We start from the raw sequence: 16352 nt of genomic DNA, 5'->3' as shown, positions 1-16352 counted from the left end.
GAACTATACGCCCCATACAAAATCTTATATAATTAACACCCCAGACAATTAGCGGGGAAACAACTGGACAAGATCATAGAACTCCAGAAAGAATTTTTTTTCTGTACCACTCGGTATCTTGTTCAGATATAGACTCTGCACCTTACCCGGAGAAACCCCGTCGTAAGGAATTTCCATATTAATTGTACTTTGGTCCCTATTCTTATTGACATAATAGTCTTTGGTCTTTGCATCCCTGACCACTACAATCGGGTAAAGTTCAGTGCCACTTTGTTGCGGGGTGGCTATTGGTACTTGAACTTTCAGGTAGGGCGTCCATGCTCCTGCCTTAACATTTTCTGCAATGGGAATGGTCGTGGTATTTACCACGATAATAGGATCTGGCTTGGTACCGTCAAAATAGTACTCAAGTACCTCAATATTAATATCTACCGGGGGAAAACCGCCAGCGGGATCCACATAAAAATTCGCTGTATATTCATCTCCCTGCGGATCCGGGTAAGTATATCCCTTGTTGAATTTCAAGCCGTCGAAATAAAAACGAGGAACAACATTTTGCTTGTCATTGATGTTAAATGTTTGACGATAAATGGTCTCTCCGTTACTTTTTCTTCTCAATTCCATGTTAATCTCGTCCTTTTCAAAGGCAAGCTGGTTCTGAAAAGAGACAGTCCTAACCTGTCCGTAATAATCCCGCATTTTAACACCGTCAAAATATTGTTCAACAGTATCGCCTACAACAAAACCGCTTATGCTAAATTCTTTGTTGATGGCTTTTATCTTGGGCATCATATGGATACCATCTTTTTCACAGGCACTGAACAGCAATATAGGCAAAATAGCTGCCAGGTAAATTATTCTAAATGTTTTGATCATGATCATTTAAATTAAAAATTATAAGAAATAGAGAGACTGAAAGTACGGCCAGTATAACGGGTAGAAGTTTGTCTGTCACCGACCAGCCTGTTTGTAGCCGGATCCATATATCCCTCTTCAAATTTCTCCGAGAAACCAAATTTATATTTGTATTTGTCGCTCCATTCCAGGTCTAACTTGCCCTCATTTCCGGGTTTTAATTCATAGGTCGTTGGATCATTAATAAAATAACGAAAAGGTGCGTCAAGCAGGTTGCTCATGTTTAATTTGGTTTCTAGTTTTCCTTGAAGAAATCTATAGCTGATCTGTGCATCCATTTGTGTTCGCGGCCTTTCATATTCAACATAAGAGGGCTCTATCCCCGTGATAAAAGTCTTATAACCGGAATGGTTCAAGCTAATGTTTAAACCTAGTTTTTTACCAGCGTATTGTACTCCTGCATTATACAATACTGGAACTTGCCCATATAAGGCACGGGGATATTTCATGTATTTATAATACATCGTATCGATTCCAGCAGCCGTTTTTTCATATTGCACCTCCCGTGCCCTTACTTTTGATTTTTGAAGCGTAAGGTTGCCGCTAACGTATACGTTCTTTAGAAAAGCAAGTCCATCGTACACAAAACCTAAACTTTTACGAAGTTCAAATTCCCATCCGCTTACCTTTGCCCAGTCAGAGTTTGAAATGGTAATGTAACCCCTGCCATTGTTTTCATTGTCTATCCTATAATATTCTGCAGGCTTATCAAAATATTTATAAAAATAGGCTGCCGACAAGAGTTCTCCTGCGCCGGGAAACAGTTCGATCTTGGCATCGTAATTATCGATAAGCGTACTGCTAACCCCATTGCTCCTCACAACCGATCCATAATTGGGGTTATAACGAGAGAACCTTGAATTTTCCATCAATCCTGGACGAACAGCTGACTTTGCATAGGAGGCACGTAGGTTCAGATCTTTTAAAGGGGAATAAGTAATGTTCGCCGAAGGCAGAAAATACCAGTCTTTCTTTTCTTCAAAGAAGATCTTACTATTTTTGTCCCTGAGCAAACTGGCAGAGTTTGTTATGGTATCCAACTTAAAATATTCAGCCCTGCCTCCCCAAACCACCCTAAGGCCTGGTAACAATTTGTGATCTAACATTACAAAGCCGCCCTTATTTATGCTTTTAGCTTCAAATTTATTTGAAGTGTAATCTTGCTTGAAATAGAACAAACTGTTTCCCGCGTTTTCCATGCTCATGTAATTGCCCCAGTCCTGAATGGGAATCAGTTCTACTGGAACAGTTGAATTTGTCCCTTTTACGATAGGAAGCACCTCCCAATCGTAAAACGCATGCTTTTTTAAATAATTCACTCCAGTTTTAAAGACATGTCTGGTTTTGCCAAGCCTAAAATCGTATGCAGCACTAATCACACCATCAAAATTATTTTCTTTGTAGATATATTCATCACGGTGCAGTGGGCCTGAACCAGGATCGCTTACGGTGCCTGGCTGATAAATGTAAAGCACCCTATTTCCAATTTCCCTGGGGCTCTGCGAGGCGGATATCGCATCCTGCTCAAGCGATTTTAAAGATGTCCTCGCTAAACTCCAGTCAATTGTGAGCGATTTAAAGTGATGCGTGCCACTTACTTTGTTTTGCAACAAATCTGTAAATTTAGGTCGGTCATCTTCTAAAATACCCCCATATTTCGTGTCCGTATCATTTTTCGGAGTTTCAAAACTCCAGCCGGTATAGCGGCTAAACCTATTGTCAAATATCCTTGTATATAAATTGTAGGTATTGATCTGGTGATTTTCTGTTTTCAAGCCCCCGTTTAGCAGTAATCCCAAGGTTGTATTAAAACCATATATATTCCCGGTATTTACATCAGTAGGGTCATCTTGGCGAGCAGGTTCATGGGCCCAGTCTCCGCGGCGCATGGTAGAAACATAATCATTGGTTTGCGTGTTCCGGTAACTTACCGAACCCACAAAACCGAGTTTGCGTACTTTAGCTTCACTAAGCGAATATGCCCTGCCCAAACTCAGCTGGTAATTTTGGGAGGGCATAGACTGAAAACTGCGTGTACCTAAACGCCCTGTCCCTCCTATACGCTTGTTCTGCTCACCAACCTGTGGAGCTTTGATTTCGTTCTGACTCTCATCCTTTGTTGGATCAAATTTACCCACAAGATTCAGCAGGTCAGCCGGAAAATGATCTCTGTTTCCATCATCAAAACCCAGGTAATCATATTTGCCACGACCATATCCCAGAAAATCTTTTCCAATGGTGCGGGTGTTAAAAGAGGTTCCGGCACTTATGGAAAGAAAATTGCTTTCCGGTACAGATTTAGTAGTGATCTGAACCAACCCCCCGGCAAATCCATAAGGCATATCTGCAGTGATCGACTTGGACACCACAATGTTTTCGACCAGGTTGGTGGGGATCAGGTTGAACTCAAAATCGCGTTCCTGAACATCTGTACTTGGTAAAGTGCTCCCGTTGAGCAGAGATACATTGTAACGCTCTGCAATACCACGGATTACTACTTTTTTATTTTCATTGGTGGATACCCCGGTAATGCGTTTCAGCGTTTCACCTACATGTTTATCCGGTGTTGCAGCAATTTGCTCTGCAGAAATCCCATCTGAAAGATTGGACAGATTTTTCTGCTGCGCATATAGCCCCGCTACCGATGCTTTTTTATAGGTTGAAGTTATCATTACCTCTGTTAAGCCTTTCGAATCAGGTTTCATGGATATATCCAGTGCTGTGTTGCTTCCTGCTTTAACCACTACATCTGTAATACGCTGCTTTTGATAGGAAATGTAGCTGATTTCCAGGGTATACGTTCCCGGCTTAAGACTAATGCTATACTTCCCATCTACTGAAGTTTGTACCGTCTGATCGGTTTCTACAATTTTAATCGTTGTGCTGGGCATCGCTTCACCCCTGTCGTCAGTGATTTTACCAGTAATACGCCCAGGCTGTTGCGGAACAGGTTTAGCATCAATAACAATGTAATTTTTAAAAAGTCGATACGTAAGATTGGTTTTCTCCAGGATGCTTCGTAAAACAGCTCCTGCCGTAATATCATTACGGTTTAACGTGATCTTTTTACTTTCTTTCCGGAGCATATCATCAGCATAGGAAATCCTTATGCCACTTTTTTTAGAAAGCGCAATGAGGCCTTCTTCTATAGAAGCATTGTTAAGTTTAATCTCGATCTTTAGCTTGTCGAGATTTTGACCCCATACATCACTGGCAAGCAGGACTCCGACAAAGGTGAGCTGGAAGACGGCAATAATCAGGGATAATTTCATTATAAATCGAATTGTTGGACGTAGTTTTACTACATTATGCATATTTTTGAATGTTAATGTTGTTTGATAAAAGCACTTTAATTTAATCCAGGCCTGGCCTGGAACATTTCACCTGCGGTACAGCGTCTTGGTAAACATGTTATTGCGTGTGATCACATTTTCCGTTTCCGGTTTACCGGGAACGGATTTTTTGTTTAGTAAAGATTAACCCTTCATTTTTCTCCTTTCCATTTTATTCTTTGCCGGATATAATAATTTCCTGTCTTCCGTTAAAACGGTATTTCAGGTCAGCTGTATTGCAGATGATATCCAGCGCATCCGAAAGTGAGGCTTTCCCGTCAACACTCAAGGAGAGGCGCTTACGAACCGACGCAGACCCTGCAAATCTGATTTCAATATTGTACCAGTTTTCCAGTTCATCCGCAATTTGTGCCAGAGAACGATTTTTAAAGGTAATTTCCCCTGATGACCATCCTTGGATTGCCGAGACGTCAACAGGTATTATTGATGCCTTTCCTAGCTGATGATCCCATGATATTCCTTCTCCTGGGACAAGCACCGCAAGTTCTGCCACTTTTGTATTTTCCTTCCTGGATACCCTTACTTTACCGGTTGCCACTTCAACAAACAACGGATCATCTTTAAAGGCCGTGATTTTAAAAGAGGTGCCCAGCACAGTGGTCTGTATCTCGCCAGTATGGATCACGAAGGGCCGCTTGGGATTTTTTGATATTTCAAAAAAAGCTTCCCCTGTAAGTGTTAAGTTTCGTTCGTTCGCGGCAAATTGCTGAGGATACCTGATACTACTTCCCGCGCCCAGGTAAACCACAGAGCTGTCCGGTAGCGTCACCTTGGAGCGGATACCCCTCGGATTGGTTTTCTCTATCATCACCTTAGCTGTTGTAAAGGCCGGTTTGGTCTTTACCAAATGTTCGCCCAGCAAATATCCTCCAATACCCAGAACAAGGAGGCAAGCGGCAGCATAACCTATCCATTTTGTGTACCACAATTTCATCGGCATTTTTTTGAAATACTTATCTCGAAACTCCTGGTTCCACTCTTCCAAAGTCGTCTCATCAGCTTGCGGCGCAGGCTCAACTGTAGAAAAGTCGGCTTCCAGTATTGCTTCCAGTGCATGCTGCCATCCGGGATCCTGAAGAAAATGCTTTACATGAAGTAGTTCATCAGCAGTACACTTGCCATTGATATATCGGACTAAAAGTTCTCTGTCTATTTCTGTTTTCATGCCTTCGGTATTAGAGCAAGTGCGCTATCTATACATACCGTAAGAAACAGAACTTATACCCAATGCAAAATGCGGGTATTCGTCAAAAACAACATAAACAACTGATAATGAGAAGGAAATATTTAACAAAAAATAAAGATTGCGATGGCAGGCAAAAACAAAAGAGTGATATCCCCCTTTTTCCGCACTAAACTTCTAACCGTATGCACTGCATCTGTAAGGTGTCGGTTTACCGTTTTAGGAGAAATGTCAAGTTCATCCGCTATTTCCTTGTAACTCATTCCCTGTTGCTGGCGCATTTCCAGTACCAGCCTTCTTTGGGGACTGAGACAGTTCAGGCTTTCCTGATACAATGAACTAAGTTGGCTGTAATTGATTCGATCATCGGCTCTTTCTCTGGACTCCGGCTCGGCAAGCATCTGATCAACTGGTAAGAAGAGAATACTTTTCCTACGGAATTGATCCACCATAGCTCCTTTAAGCAGGTGAAAAAGAAATGGCTCCAAACTCTGGCTTATGAGTTCTTCTTTCTTTTGCCATGCTTTGAACATGACGTCCATTGTTATTTCCTTTGCCAGCTCACTATCGTGAATATACCGGGAAGCAAATCTGAGTAATTTATGGAAATGAAGTTTAAATAATTTGTCGAATGCGCCTTCATCCCCGTTTTTCCAAAGATTGATTAGTTCATGTTCGTTCAGACTTGGGGACATTTGACCAATATTTATTTGCTCTCAAAAGTACATTAGAGAGATACAATAGCGCATTAAATGTATGTTAACTATTTGTTATATCTAATCTTACCAGCATGTACCTCGACTACTTGGAGAAGAATTACAAATGAGTTTTAATTTTGAAGAGTGATTTGGTTTTTGCTAACAAATGGCATAAAATTGGCTCTAGGCTCAGCATCATTTGTAAGCCATTTAATATAGACTGAATGTCACACCGCGCCTATTTATACAATATCAATACCCCATCAGTTGCCGAAAATACCGATAAGATGATGATGGAATGGGGTTACGAAATGCCACTTATGCTTCATCCATTATTAGTAGAGGGAGGTTTCATTTCAGGTAATAATTATAACAATCATGTGGAATCTAATGATTCCGGATTATATTTTGATTCCGAACCTGGAATTGAAAATCTGAAGCGGTTTTATAAATTTCTAGAAGACCAACCTGGTCTGATCACAGATATAGAAAAGTTTAATGAAGCCCGCGACAAGCTGTTCAATTACCTGGATAAGCTTACAGGGCGCTATTTTCACCTGGACATCTGGGACGTATTGAATATGGAGGATACGCCTCATGCGGAACAGGCCCAGCTTTGGCTGGCTAACATTGCCCATAACAATCAGATAATTACCAGAGCGATGGACGCTGGGGATATCAGCCTGCTGAATTATAAAGATCTTAATGATGTCAGTCCTGGTTTTAACGCTTTCCCTGAACTGTTAAATTATGAAGGCTACGATTACGGCTGGTCCTGTATCTGGGTGGCTGATGAAGAGAACCTTCCCTATGAAATATTTGAAGAAAATAACCTTTGGGGACTAAAGGATAGCGATGGCCGGGTTTTACTAAACGCTCAATTTGATGAATTTTACAGCTTTGGATCGCAGGGCTTGGCAGTAGTGTCAAAAAATGGCAAATACGGATATGTAAATACCGCCGGAAGAATTGCAATTCCGCTAATCTGGGAAGATGCCTTTGATTTCGAATATTCAGGTGTTGCAGTAGCTACACTCCAAAAAAAATCAGGATTGATTAACACAAAAGGCAATCAGATCACTCAGTTTGTTTATGATGAAATAGAAACGATTGGAAATGGGAATTGTTTTAGTGCAAAAAAAGAAACTTTCTGGGGTGTCATTGATGCTTCAGGACGTATTGTAATTGATTTTGAACACACAGAGGTAATTGATTCCGGATATGGTTTTTATTACACCAAGATTAGTGGACAGAAAAACCAAAAGATTTACAATGAGTTTTTTAAATACCTTGGCGAATTTCCAATCGATTCTATAGAAAACCTGGATAAGGGACTGTTATTAATTAAGCCTCATAAAGGTCTTAATTCTAGTTTATTGTACAAAAAAGACGGAAGCCTGCTGGATAGCGGATTTGAAAAAATAAACAGACAAACAAATTTCAACGACTTGCTGGTAATCCGAAAAGATAAGAAACACGGCCTCATCAGCAGGAAAAACGAAAGCTATGTGCTGCCCTGCCTGTATGATGCAATTTTGGATATCCGTGCCAGAGTTAATGATGGGATAAGTGACATCGCACTAATCCATCAGGCAGAGAAAAAAGGCATTTATGACGGCAATCCGAAGCAACCATCCTGGTTAATCCCACTTGATGACTATCAACAAATTCTTTGGCTTCATGAAACCGTTTTCACGTTGCAAAAAAAACAGATGTGGAGCATCGCTAATACGGCAACCAGTGAGTTTAGCGATTTTGAATTTGACCTGGTTGTTCAGAAACCTAATGAAGATGGTTTTGCTTATGCATTTAAAGCAGACAACGTTTATTCCGTTAGCGAGACTGGCATCACTCCTACCCCCAAATCAGTTGCGCTGGAACATGCCGGCGAGGATTACGCTTACTATTTTGAGTTTGAAAGCAGGAAAAGACTTTTAGCCTACGCAAAAGGGCTGAGCAGAAATGGTGAACAGACAACCGATGAACTGACCTCTGTCCATGATCTGTGCGTAAAGGCCATAGCGGCTTACAACGCCAGGGATTATGCAAAATCAATATACTACGACACCATTGCATCCGAAAAAGGATATGCACTTTCCATGAATAATCTTGCGCACCTTTACTATAATATTGAAGGATTTCTTGACGACGATAAAGCTTTCTATTGGTACCATAAAAGTGCCCTGTCTGGCAATGAAAATGCAATGAATGGACTGGGAATGTGCTATAAGCATGGAGTGGGTACCCCTGTAGATATAGAGAAGGCGCTGTTCTGGCTAAATAAAGCCGCTGAAATGTCACTGGCAATAGCAAATAACAATCTTGGTGATTTGTATTCCGAAGATTTGCTGCTTCCCTCCGATAACGATAAGGCCCTTCAATACTACCAGACTGCTGCAGATCTGGGTGAACCCATGAATAACTGGTTAGGTTATCTTTATGATTTAAAAGGCGATTATGAAAAGGCGCTGCATTATTATCAGCTTGGCGCTGATGAGGGGATTGATGTTTCTGCCTACAATCTGGGTATTTTTTATTTAAATGGGTTAGGAACCGACAAAAACGTGATCAGGGCAATCGATAGCTTTAAAAGCGCGTTAGACCGTGGGTATCAGCAGGCACATATCGATCTTGCCTTGATTTATCAGAATGAAACAGGCTTTAAGGATAAAAACAAAGTACAGCAGCATATCGATGCGGCCAAAGCAGCAGGTTTGGAAATACCAGAAGACCTTGTGGCCAAAAAGAAAGGCTGGTTTGGTTTTTAGGACCATAGATTTTTCCTGTTTCTCAGTAAGAATCAATGATTTTAAGGGCCTTTTTGCTAAATTTCAGATAAGTAACAACAACTTTAGATCCTGCTTTGTAACGATTGTAATCCTCTTGCTTAACCTCAATCCTTATTTTTTCATTTTTAAATGGTCCGGCAAAGGTTAGGTATTCTGCATGTTCTGTTTTATCACGGTTAATCACTACACTCGTTAATTTATTTTTTCCGTTTAGTTTATCCTTCTTCCAGTTGTACTTGTTATACCTATCGGCCAGCATGGCAATGAAATAGCAAAAACTAAAAAATAATAATGCTATGCAGGAGAAAGCGATATAATCATAATACTTCAGGTTGTCTAAGGTTTCCTTTTCTACAGATAAAACAGCAATTATCCCCAAAAACAATATGCCAACAATGATCGTAATTGTAACAATTCTCATGGTTGCTTTTTGTCCTATCTCCATTTCTTTTATTTCCTCCTCAGTCAGTGGAATATTTTCTTGCAATCGTATTTGCGAATTTTCAATTTGACGACTCTCCATTTACTCCTTAAAAATTGTTAAACAATCACTCTCAACTTACGACATTATTTTATCGAGCTGTAGCCACACTGACAATACAACTCATTCGACTTTTAAACTTATCCTTATCAGCTGGTGGTATTTCGACTTTAATGGTAACAGGAAATTTTTCAACCATTTTCACATAATTCCCACTCTGGTTGCTAGGTGAACTAAAAGGAGATTCATTTTTTAGTTTGCCGATCTCTGATACTTTTCCCGAAAGACGAATTTCAGGTAAATCATCCATAATAATTTTCACAGCTTGCCCCTTAAGCAAATGCTGCATCTGGTTTAATTTGAAATTGGCTGTAATATAAAACTCATCAATCCCATTAATTTCCTGGACATCAAGATAGGCATCATCAGTGAGTTCAAAATTTCCATCTTTTGATGGGATGATCCGGCTACTTAGCAAAATTTCAGACCATTGAGTTAAAAAATCGGCTGGAAATTTGTCTGTTTTCATTGAAACAAGAACCGTATGCCTGCAGGTTTTGCCATCTATAATATAAATAAGCGTAGAAATGGGAGTTTGCTCAGATTTAATCGTTCGGTTTTCCAGACTGATCAGCCGATATGGAAGAGGGTTATTTTTATTTTCCGCCAGGAGCGTAAAACGAATGCCTTTGTCTGCTGATAAGTCATGTGATATATTAATACTATCCAGTGGCTTAGTATTTTTTGTGATATCATCATTTAATATCATCAGCATTTTTTGCCAGCTTTCCTTCTTGTCGTCTTTAACATCCCACTTCTCATGACGACGAGAAAAATCAGTTTGGATAGATAATTTCTTGTCAAGGTCCCATCGCTCGGCTTTTGGCCAGCGGATCTCTATATCTTCCCGATTAGACTGCGCTTTTGCCAGCCCGAACATTAACACCAGAGCGCTTAAAGCAACTATGTTTTTCATTTGTATTTTTCAGTCATGCAGATGCATTAAAGTTAGCACATTATTTTAAATCAACGTCCAGGTAAACCGAATGTCTCCCATAAGTATCATAAAATGGTTTAAAAACAACATCGTCAATCCTGAATTCTAAACGGTTAGGATCACCTTTAATCGTCTTGCTAATATCGGCAGCGTTCAAGGTAATTTTGCGCCAATCCCTTCTTGCTTCCGGTTCCTGTGCGGCGAGCAAAATAGGTCCATAAAACAGACTGGCTATGTTCTGCTGATCCATTACCGGATCAAGATGAAACTGAAAAGGCATTCGAAGCTCAATGATATCCCCGTCCTTCCAGCTCCGGCTCAACCTGAGATAAGTTCCGGGATGCGCCTCCAATTTTTGAGCCTGCCCATTAATCACGACAAAGAATCCCCTGGTAGCCCAACCAGGAACTCGAACATTGATATCAAATTCCCCACTTCCTTTAACTGTCAGTTTGGTATGATCTGCTCTGGGAAAATTTGTAGATTGTATAATGCTTACCTTACGTTCTGTCCATCTCAATATTGAAGGTATATAGAGATTCACGTACAAGGATTGATCATCAGTGCTTTTAAAATAAATTGAATTCTGCAACTTAGTGCTGCTTTCTATTGCGGTACCATTACAGCAAGTAAAGCCGGTCATCTTCGCATTCCCAAATTGCTTTAGGGATCCAGGTCTGAGTGGCACATGATAAGTATTTGCAGGAGAGTGTTCATCAACTGACGCCAGAATATGGTTATACAATCCGCGCTCATAATAATCCATAAACGCTGCACTTTGATCAAAAAGAAAAAGTTCAGTGCTTAATTTTAGCATATTGTAGGTTGCACACGTTTCATTCTGACCGCCCTCTGAGAAACCATTCTCATAAAGCGTTCCGGGTTGAGCAATGAAACATTCGGCATTGGCAGGATTCCGTGCACCAGCAACTCCGCCTATGCTATACATATAACCGTTAACCACGTTATACCAAAAGTTGTCAGCAATTCTATAATAGTCTGGATTATTCGACACCCTGTACATTTCGATACTTCCAACAACCTGAGGAATATGCTGATTGGCATGCAATCCACGAAATACATCCACATTATTTACCAATCCGCCAGTATGATTTTTATCCCCGTAAAACACTCTGATGTTATCAAACTTTATCGCGGTTTGAAGATAATCTTGATTACCCGTGATCCTGTACAATCTTGCCATGGCCTCATTCATGCCTCCAAACTCGCCGGCAATATAAGTGTTCCACATCTTGATAAGGGTATCTGTAGGCAATACATTTAAGCGCTTATGAACCCAGTCGCCCATTCCCTTGGCTAAATTCAAAGCCTTTTTATTGCCGCTAACCTCATAAACATCCATCAGACCTGCTAAAATCTTATGTAATGTGTAATAAGGTGCCCAAACCTGATTGTTTTGCCCACCATATTTAGCGCCTTTCTCCAACATAATAAACTGATCTGGCGGATAGGCACTGATGAATCCTGTACCCCAGTTCCAATAATCTTTGCGAATTCCCAGATCACTAAGATCAGAATCAAAACCTGTTTTACCAGGGCCAAAGGGTATTGCAGCAGGATCCGATACAAATGCACCTCCAGCTACCTTAGGTCTGCCAGAAAGTTGTGACAATTCATATAAGGTATTAACCATATACTTCATTTTATTGGAAAAATTTTCATGAAGTGTCTTATCATAGCTGGTGCTGGCATAAGCCTGGGCAATTGCGGTAAGATAGTGTCCTGTAGCATGTCCTCTGAGTTTGGTGTCCTGGGAATCCCATACGCCAAGTGGCACAGCCCCAACTGGTTGTTTCTGTCCGAAGGCATGTCGGAACATGTAGAGAAAGGAATTCGGATCAGTTTTGGCCAGGGTAGAGATGAACTTGTCTCTGTTTTCGGTAAATTTAGTTTGGTGACCCAAAAGATCATTTCCTAAAGACACCCGATCGAGACCAAAAGTCTCCAGTTTTAAAACCGGAGCTGTTGATTTTTTTTCTGCACCTACCGTAACAATCGCTTTGGCTCGAATTTGGGTACCAGGAATTTGCCCGTAAACAATATACTGCCCTTGGCTAAGCACCGAACTGTTGTCATTAGGCAAAGGCCATAAAACCCTCACAGCCGGCCCATTTTTTAATTGTCTGTATGTCCCCTGAATATAACTGGGAAAGCGTGGTAAAACTCCCACCTCGGTGGCAACTTCTATATCAGCTACCTTTTCCAGATAGGTATTATATAGCTGCGCTTCTGTTTTGGGAAACTGCTGAATATCCTCTTTAAAATTACTTACATTTACCCCATTGTCGTTCGCAATTCCCGCAGGATTGACTGAATTCTTGTAAATAGTCAATACCTGTGTTTTACTTAAGGCAACCCGATAAATACGAAAATCATGAAGCAATGCATTCAGATTAGACTTTCCGGACTTCAAAGATTTTCCGATAAAAAGCGTATTCCGGTCATCCGGAAGTTGATTAAAAACCATCTTCAACTCAGAGGGAATCTCCTTGCTATTTCCCACGAGTTTACCATCAATATAGGTCATGATAGATTTAGATGAAACATCAATAATTATTGCAACATGAAGCCACTTATTGAGCTCTGGAGAGGGGCTAACACCCCCATTTCCCCCACTCTTCTCTGAACGTATCGTGGTCTGAAAACCTTTTTCATCATCTATGCCAAACGGAGCAGCGAAAAAATGGTTTGTTACACTCTTTCCAAAATCAAACAAATATTGCCCAGGTTGATCGGAACGCAGTTTTACCCACGTGGATAAACTAAGTGACTCTATATCCGCCAAAGATGCAGCAGGCAAACTAATAAAGTCATCACTATCACCAGACAATGATAAAACCTTACCAAATTGTATATCATTTGCAAAATGAGACTGCACACCTTCAGCTTTGGCATGAAGGTTATTTCGAGACCAGTCTTTAAGATCACCGTTAAAAATATAACGCGCAATCATACCGGTTTCGCCTATACCATCCAGTATCTGATCACCACTTTGTGCTTTAACGTTGTAGATGGACTGGCTAAAAAAAGTGATGCATAGCGCAGCGTAAAAAAGTAGAGAATGGACTTTCCTTCTTAAATTATATTTTTTAACAATACACTTATCAATATAACAGTAGCAATTCATGACGTAAAACTATCAAGAATTAATCGTCGATAGTTAGTGGATTTTAACTTATGAAACCATAATATTAACACCCTACCAATTTTTAAAGTGCAATCATCTCTTTAGCCCGGCTTTAATACTGGAAATATTTGGTTTTCAAATAATGGGGAAATACACGTGACTGGCTTATTCTTGATATTGAATAAATGATACAATTAGACAAATTTTTGATCAGAATTGAATGTATGGAAGCAGTAAATTAGATTAAACCAATTATAAAAATCGTATGAAAATCATCTCAACGGGCCGTTTGCGAATAGCAAACAATTTATTCACCTATGCAATAATTATTGCTTCAATTTTTTCAGGATGTGCAAAAAAAGATCCTGAGTCTGTTTCCAAAGCCACGCTCAAAAGTAATGAGGCAACACAGAAATTACTATCTGTGGATTTAATGAGTGGTAATCCTATTTTACCTGTCGCGACGGCAGATCCCGATATCATTTATGCAAATGGAAAATATTACATTTACCCAACTGCTACCGGACCAAATGCCAGCCAATTTCATGCTTATTCATCAACAGATTTACTAAACTGGACCGACGAGGGCATTGTATTAGATTTAGTAAACGTTAGCTGGGCGCATACAGATGGTTGGGCACCATCTGTAGTTGCACGAAATGGGAACTACTATTTTTATTATACTGCTGCAAAAAAAATCGGTGTGGCTGTGAGCAGCAGCCCAACAGGTCCATTTGTTGATAAAGGGAGTGCTCTTGCAACTGGTGATGGAACTGACCCAATAGATCCGATGGTGTTTGTAGACACCGATGGGCAAGCCTATATGTACTGGGGAAATACCACGATAAACATTCAGCAGCTTAATAATGATATGATATCGCTAACAGGCACGAGAGGACATAATAAGCCGTCCAATTATTTTGAAGCACCGTATATCATTAAAAGAAATAGTATTTATTATCTGATGTACTCCATTAATGATTTCAGCAGTGATGATTATCATGTAGAATATGCGACTTCATCTAACCCAATGGGTCCATGGACAACTAAAGGGCGTATCACATCACCACTTGGAGCGATAAAAGGACCAGGACATAATGCCGTATTAAGAAAACCGGGCTGCAGTGATGAGTATTTCTTTGTTTACCACAGACGCACGAGTACGAATATACATGAGCGTCAAGTGGCTATTGACAGGATGTTTTTTGATGGGGCAGGTAATATTATGCCAATAAACATTACCGTTTCAGGTGTAACACAATCATTGGGTTCAGCACCTTGCCTGATACCTAACCCAATACCTAACGGGCAGTATGCAATCAGATCAAAGGTTAATACAGTTTCTGGTGTTGGCTTATATCTGGATATTGCAGGGTGTGCTGTTGGCAATGCCGATGTAAGGACCTGGACTCGTACTACCTGTAATGGACAGAAATGGAACCTTACTTATTTGAACAATGGGTTTTATAAGATCATATCGGAACTGCCTAATCATAAATCATTAGATCTGGATGCTTGTGCAATTGAACGCGGGGCAAATGTCCAGGTTTGGGACGTTTTCCCTAATGATTGCCAGCAGTGGCGCATTGAATCTGTGGGAGGAGGCTGGTACCGTATTATGGCAAAGGCGGGAAATAATGTGCTTGATATTGTAAATGGAGACCCGGCACCGGGGGCAGATGTAAGGTCATGGACATGGAATGGGGCAGATCCTCAGCTTTGGAAGTTTGAAAATCCTTAATATCTTACCTTTTATAGTTAGAAAAGCAGTAGCTGTTTTTCTAACTATCGAATTCAAATAATGATTCGTCATCAATATGTGAGCTTTTGGCCTTGCCAACCCGTAGTCCGTAGAAACTCTTCCCAACTAAGGGTATCGAGGTCTATTTGACGGCTCCATAGCAAATCGCGATCTTTGCCGAAATAGCCATATTCAACTGCATACTCAGCCATTCCCAAAATCTCACGTACCAAAAGCTCGTTTGACCGAAATTCCGGGAATTGATAAAGGAAATCCTCCCGTGTGAATGCTGAGCCATACCTGGCTTTCTTACCTGTGACCCGAACAAAAGTATCTACCATTTCCTGTGGTGAAATAATATCGCCAATTACTGGCAGGGACTTACCGGCATATCGACTGGGGTTCGAAAGAATTTCCAAAACGGCGGGGCCAGTAGCTGTAAGGGGATCAACAAATGGTGCGCGAAAATCTTTTGGTAAATAAATCGGAAATACAAGTGTATCACCCACTAAAACAGGAGTATAAAACTCCATAAAATTAGTGTAAAAAAAAGCCATGTAGATAAACGAGCTTGTGATGGGAAGTGTGCGGATATATGCTTCAATCATAGCCTTGTCTGTAAAATGTGGAGCAAACTTTTTCCCTCCTGTAATTTTATCTACATTTTCCAAACTGCTAAAGATAATATGCTGAACCCCTGCTTCAACTGCTGCGTCCGCTAACTCCTTACCCAACTCCATCTCGTGGGTTTGCGGAGGGGCAATACTTGGCGTCATCATGAAAATACCATTCGAGCCCCGAAACGCTTCCACGAAATCTTTTTTATAACCCAGACAAAGTGGTAAACTCACAAGTTCAGCTCCTTGCTCGACCAAATCAAGGGCTTCTGGTGAATCTATACGTCGAGTAATTCCACGTACACGATAACGCCCGCTCTGTAACAATGTACGTGCAGTGCTGCGCCCCTGCTTGCCCAAAATACCAACTATTGTGATAAGCGGTTTGTCCTGTTGTTTCATTGCTTCATTTACTTTTAAATTCGATACC

At 40.6% G+C, this 16352-nt stretch carries 10 protein-coding genes; 2 read left to right on the top strand and 8 right to left on the bottom strand.

What is annotated here, in order from left to right:
• Window positions 1-48: 48 nt before the first annotated feature.
• The 4 genes from AC1DDX_RS08615 to AC1DDX_RS08600 all read right to left on the bottom strand — a co-directional run bounded on the left by AC1DDX_RS08615 (window position 49) and on the right by AC1DDX_RS08600 (window position 6146).
• Window positions 49-876, bottom strand: a complete 828-nt coding sequence (locus tag AC1DDX_RS08615; RefSeq protein WP_172663616.1) for a hypothetical protein — start codon at window positions 874-876, stop codon at window positions 49-51.
• Window positions 877-887: 11 nt separating this feature from the next.
• Window positions 888-4187, bottom strand: coding sequence for a TonB-dependent receptor (locus AC1DDX_RS08610; protein ID WP_288880222.1), 3300 nt, complete (start codon window positions 4185-4187; stop codon window positions 888-890).
• A gap of 232 nt (window positions 4188-4419) precedes the next feature.
• Window positions 4420-5433 carry a FecR family protein gene (locus AC1DDX_RS08605; RefSeq protein WP_288880224.1) on the bottom strand — a complete coding sequence of 338 codons (1014 nt, stop codon included), beginning with the start codon at window positions 5431-5433 and terminating at the stop codon, window positions 4420-4422.
• A gap of 122 nt (window positions 5434-5555) precedes the next feature.
• Complete coding sequence (locus tag AC1DDX_RS08600; RefSeq protein ID WP_288880226.1) at window positions 5556-6146, bottom strand: sigma-70 family RNA polymerase sigma factor; 591 nt, start codon at window positions 6144-6146, stop codon at window positions 5556-5558.
• A gap of 227 nt (window positions 6147-6373) precedes the next feature.
• On the opposite strand from AC1DDX_RS08600, the gene AC1DDX_RS08595 reads away from it, so the two are divergent.
• Entirely contained in the window at window positions 6374-8917 is a 2544-nt protein-coding gene (locus AC1DDX_RS08595) for an SEL1-like repeat protein (RefSeq protein ID WP_337715001.1), read from the top strand.
• Between the two features lie 22 nt (window positions 8918-8939).
• Here the strand turns inward: AC1DDX_RS08595 and AC1DDX_RS08590 are convergent, their stop codons facing one another.
• The 3 genes from AC1DDX_RS08590 to AC1DDX_RS08580 are packed head-to-tail and all read right to left on the bottom strand — an operon-like array spanning window position 8940 to window position 13564.
• The gene (locus AC1DDX_RS08590; protein WP_172663621.1) at window positions 8940-9461 is read right to left on the bottom strand and encodes a hypothetical protein; all 522 of its coding nucleotides are present in this window, start codon (window positions 9459-9461) and stop codon (window positions 8940-8942) included.
• Window positions 9462-9510: 49 nt separating this feature from the next.
• On the bottom strand, window positions 9511-10395 hold the full coding sequence (locus AC1DDX_RS08585; protein ID WP_337715003.1) for an HlyD family secretion protein: 885 nt from the start codon (window positions 10393-10395) through the stop codon (window positions 9511-9513).
• A 40-nt stretch (window positions 10396-10435) separates the two neighbouring features.
• Complete coding sequence (locus AC1DDX_RS08580; RefSeq protein WP_337715005.1) at window positions 10436-13564, bottom strand: beta-L-arabinofuranosidase domain-containing protein; 3129 nt, start codon at window positions 13562-13564, stop codon at window positions 10436-10438.
• Window positions 13565-13829: 265 nt separating this feature from the next.
• Between AC1DDX_RS08580 and AC1DDX_RS08575 the strand changes: the two genes are divergently transcribed.
• A complete protein-coding gene (locus tag AC1DDX_RS08575) occupies window positions 13830-15305 on the top strand; it encodes a family 43 glycosylhydrolase (protein ID WP_337715008.1) in 1476 nt (491 codons plus the stop codon).
• A gap of 71 nt (window positions 15306-15376) precedes the next feature.
• On the opposite strand, the gene AC1DDX_RS08570 is transcribed toward AC1DDX_RS08575, so the two are convergent.
• On the bottom strand, window positions 15377-16352 hold a 976-nt coding region (locus AC1DDX_RS08570; protein ID WP_477621952.1), incomplete at its 5' end, for an NmrA/HSCARG family protein.

It is taken from the genome of Pedobacter sp. 10L46_2 (genome assembly GCF_056395165.1).
The sequence above is the reverse complement of the archived record's forward strand: the minus strand, read 5'-3'. Positions and strand labels throughout refer to the sequence as shown.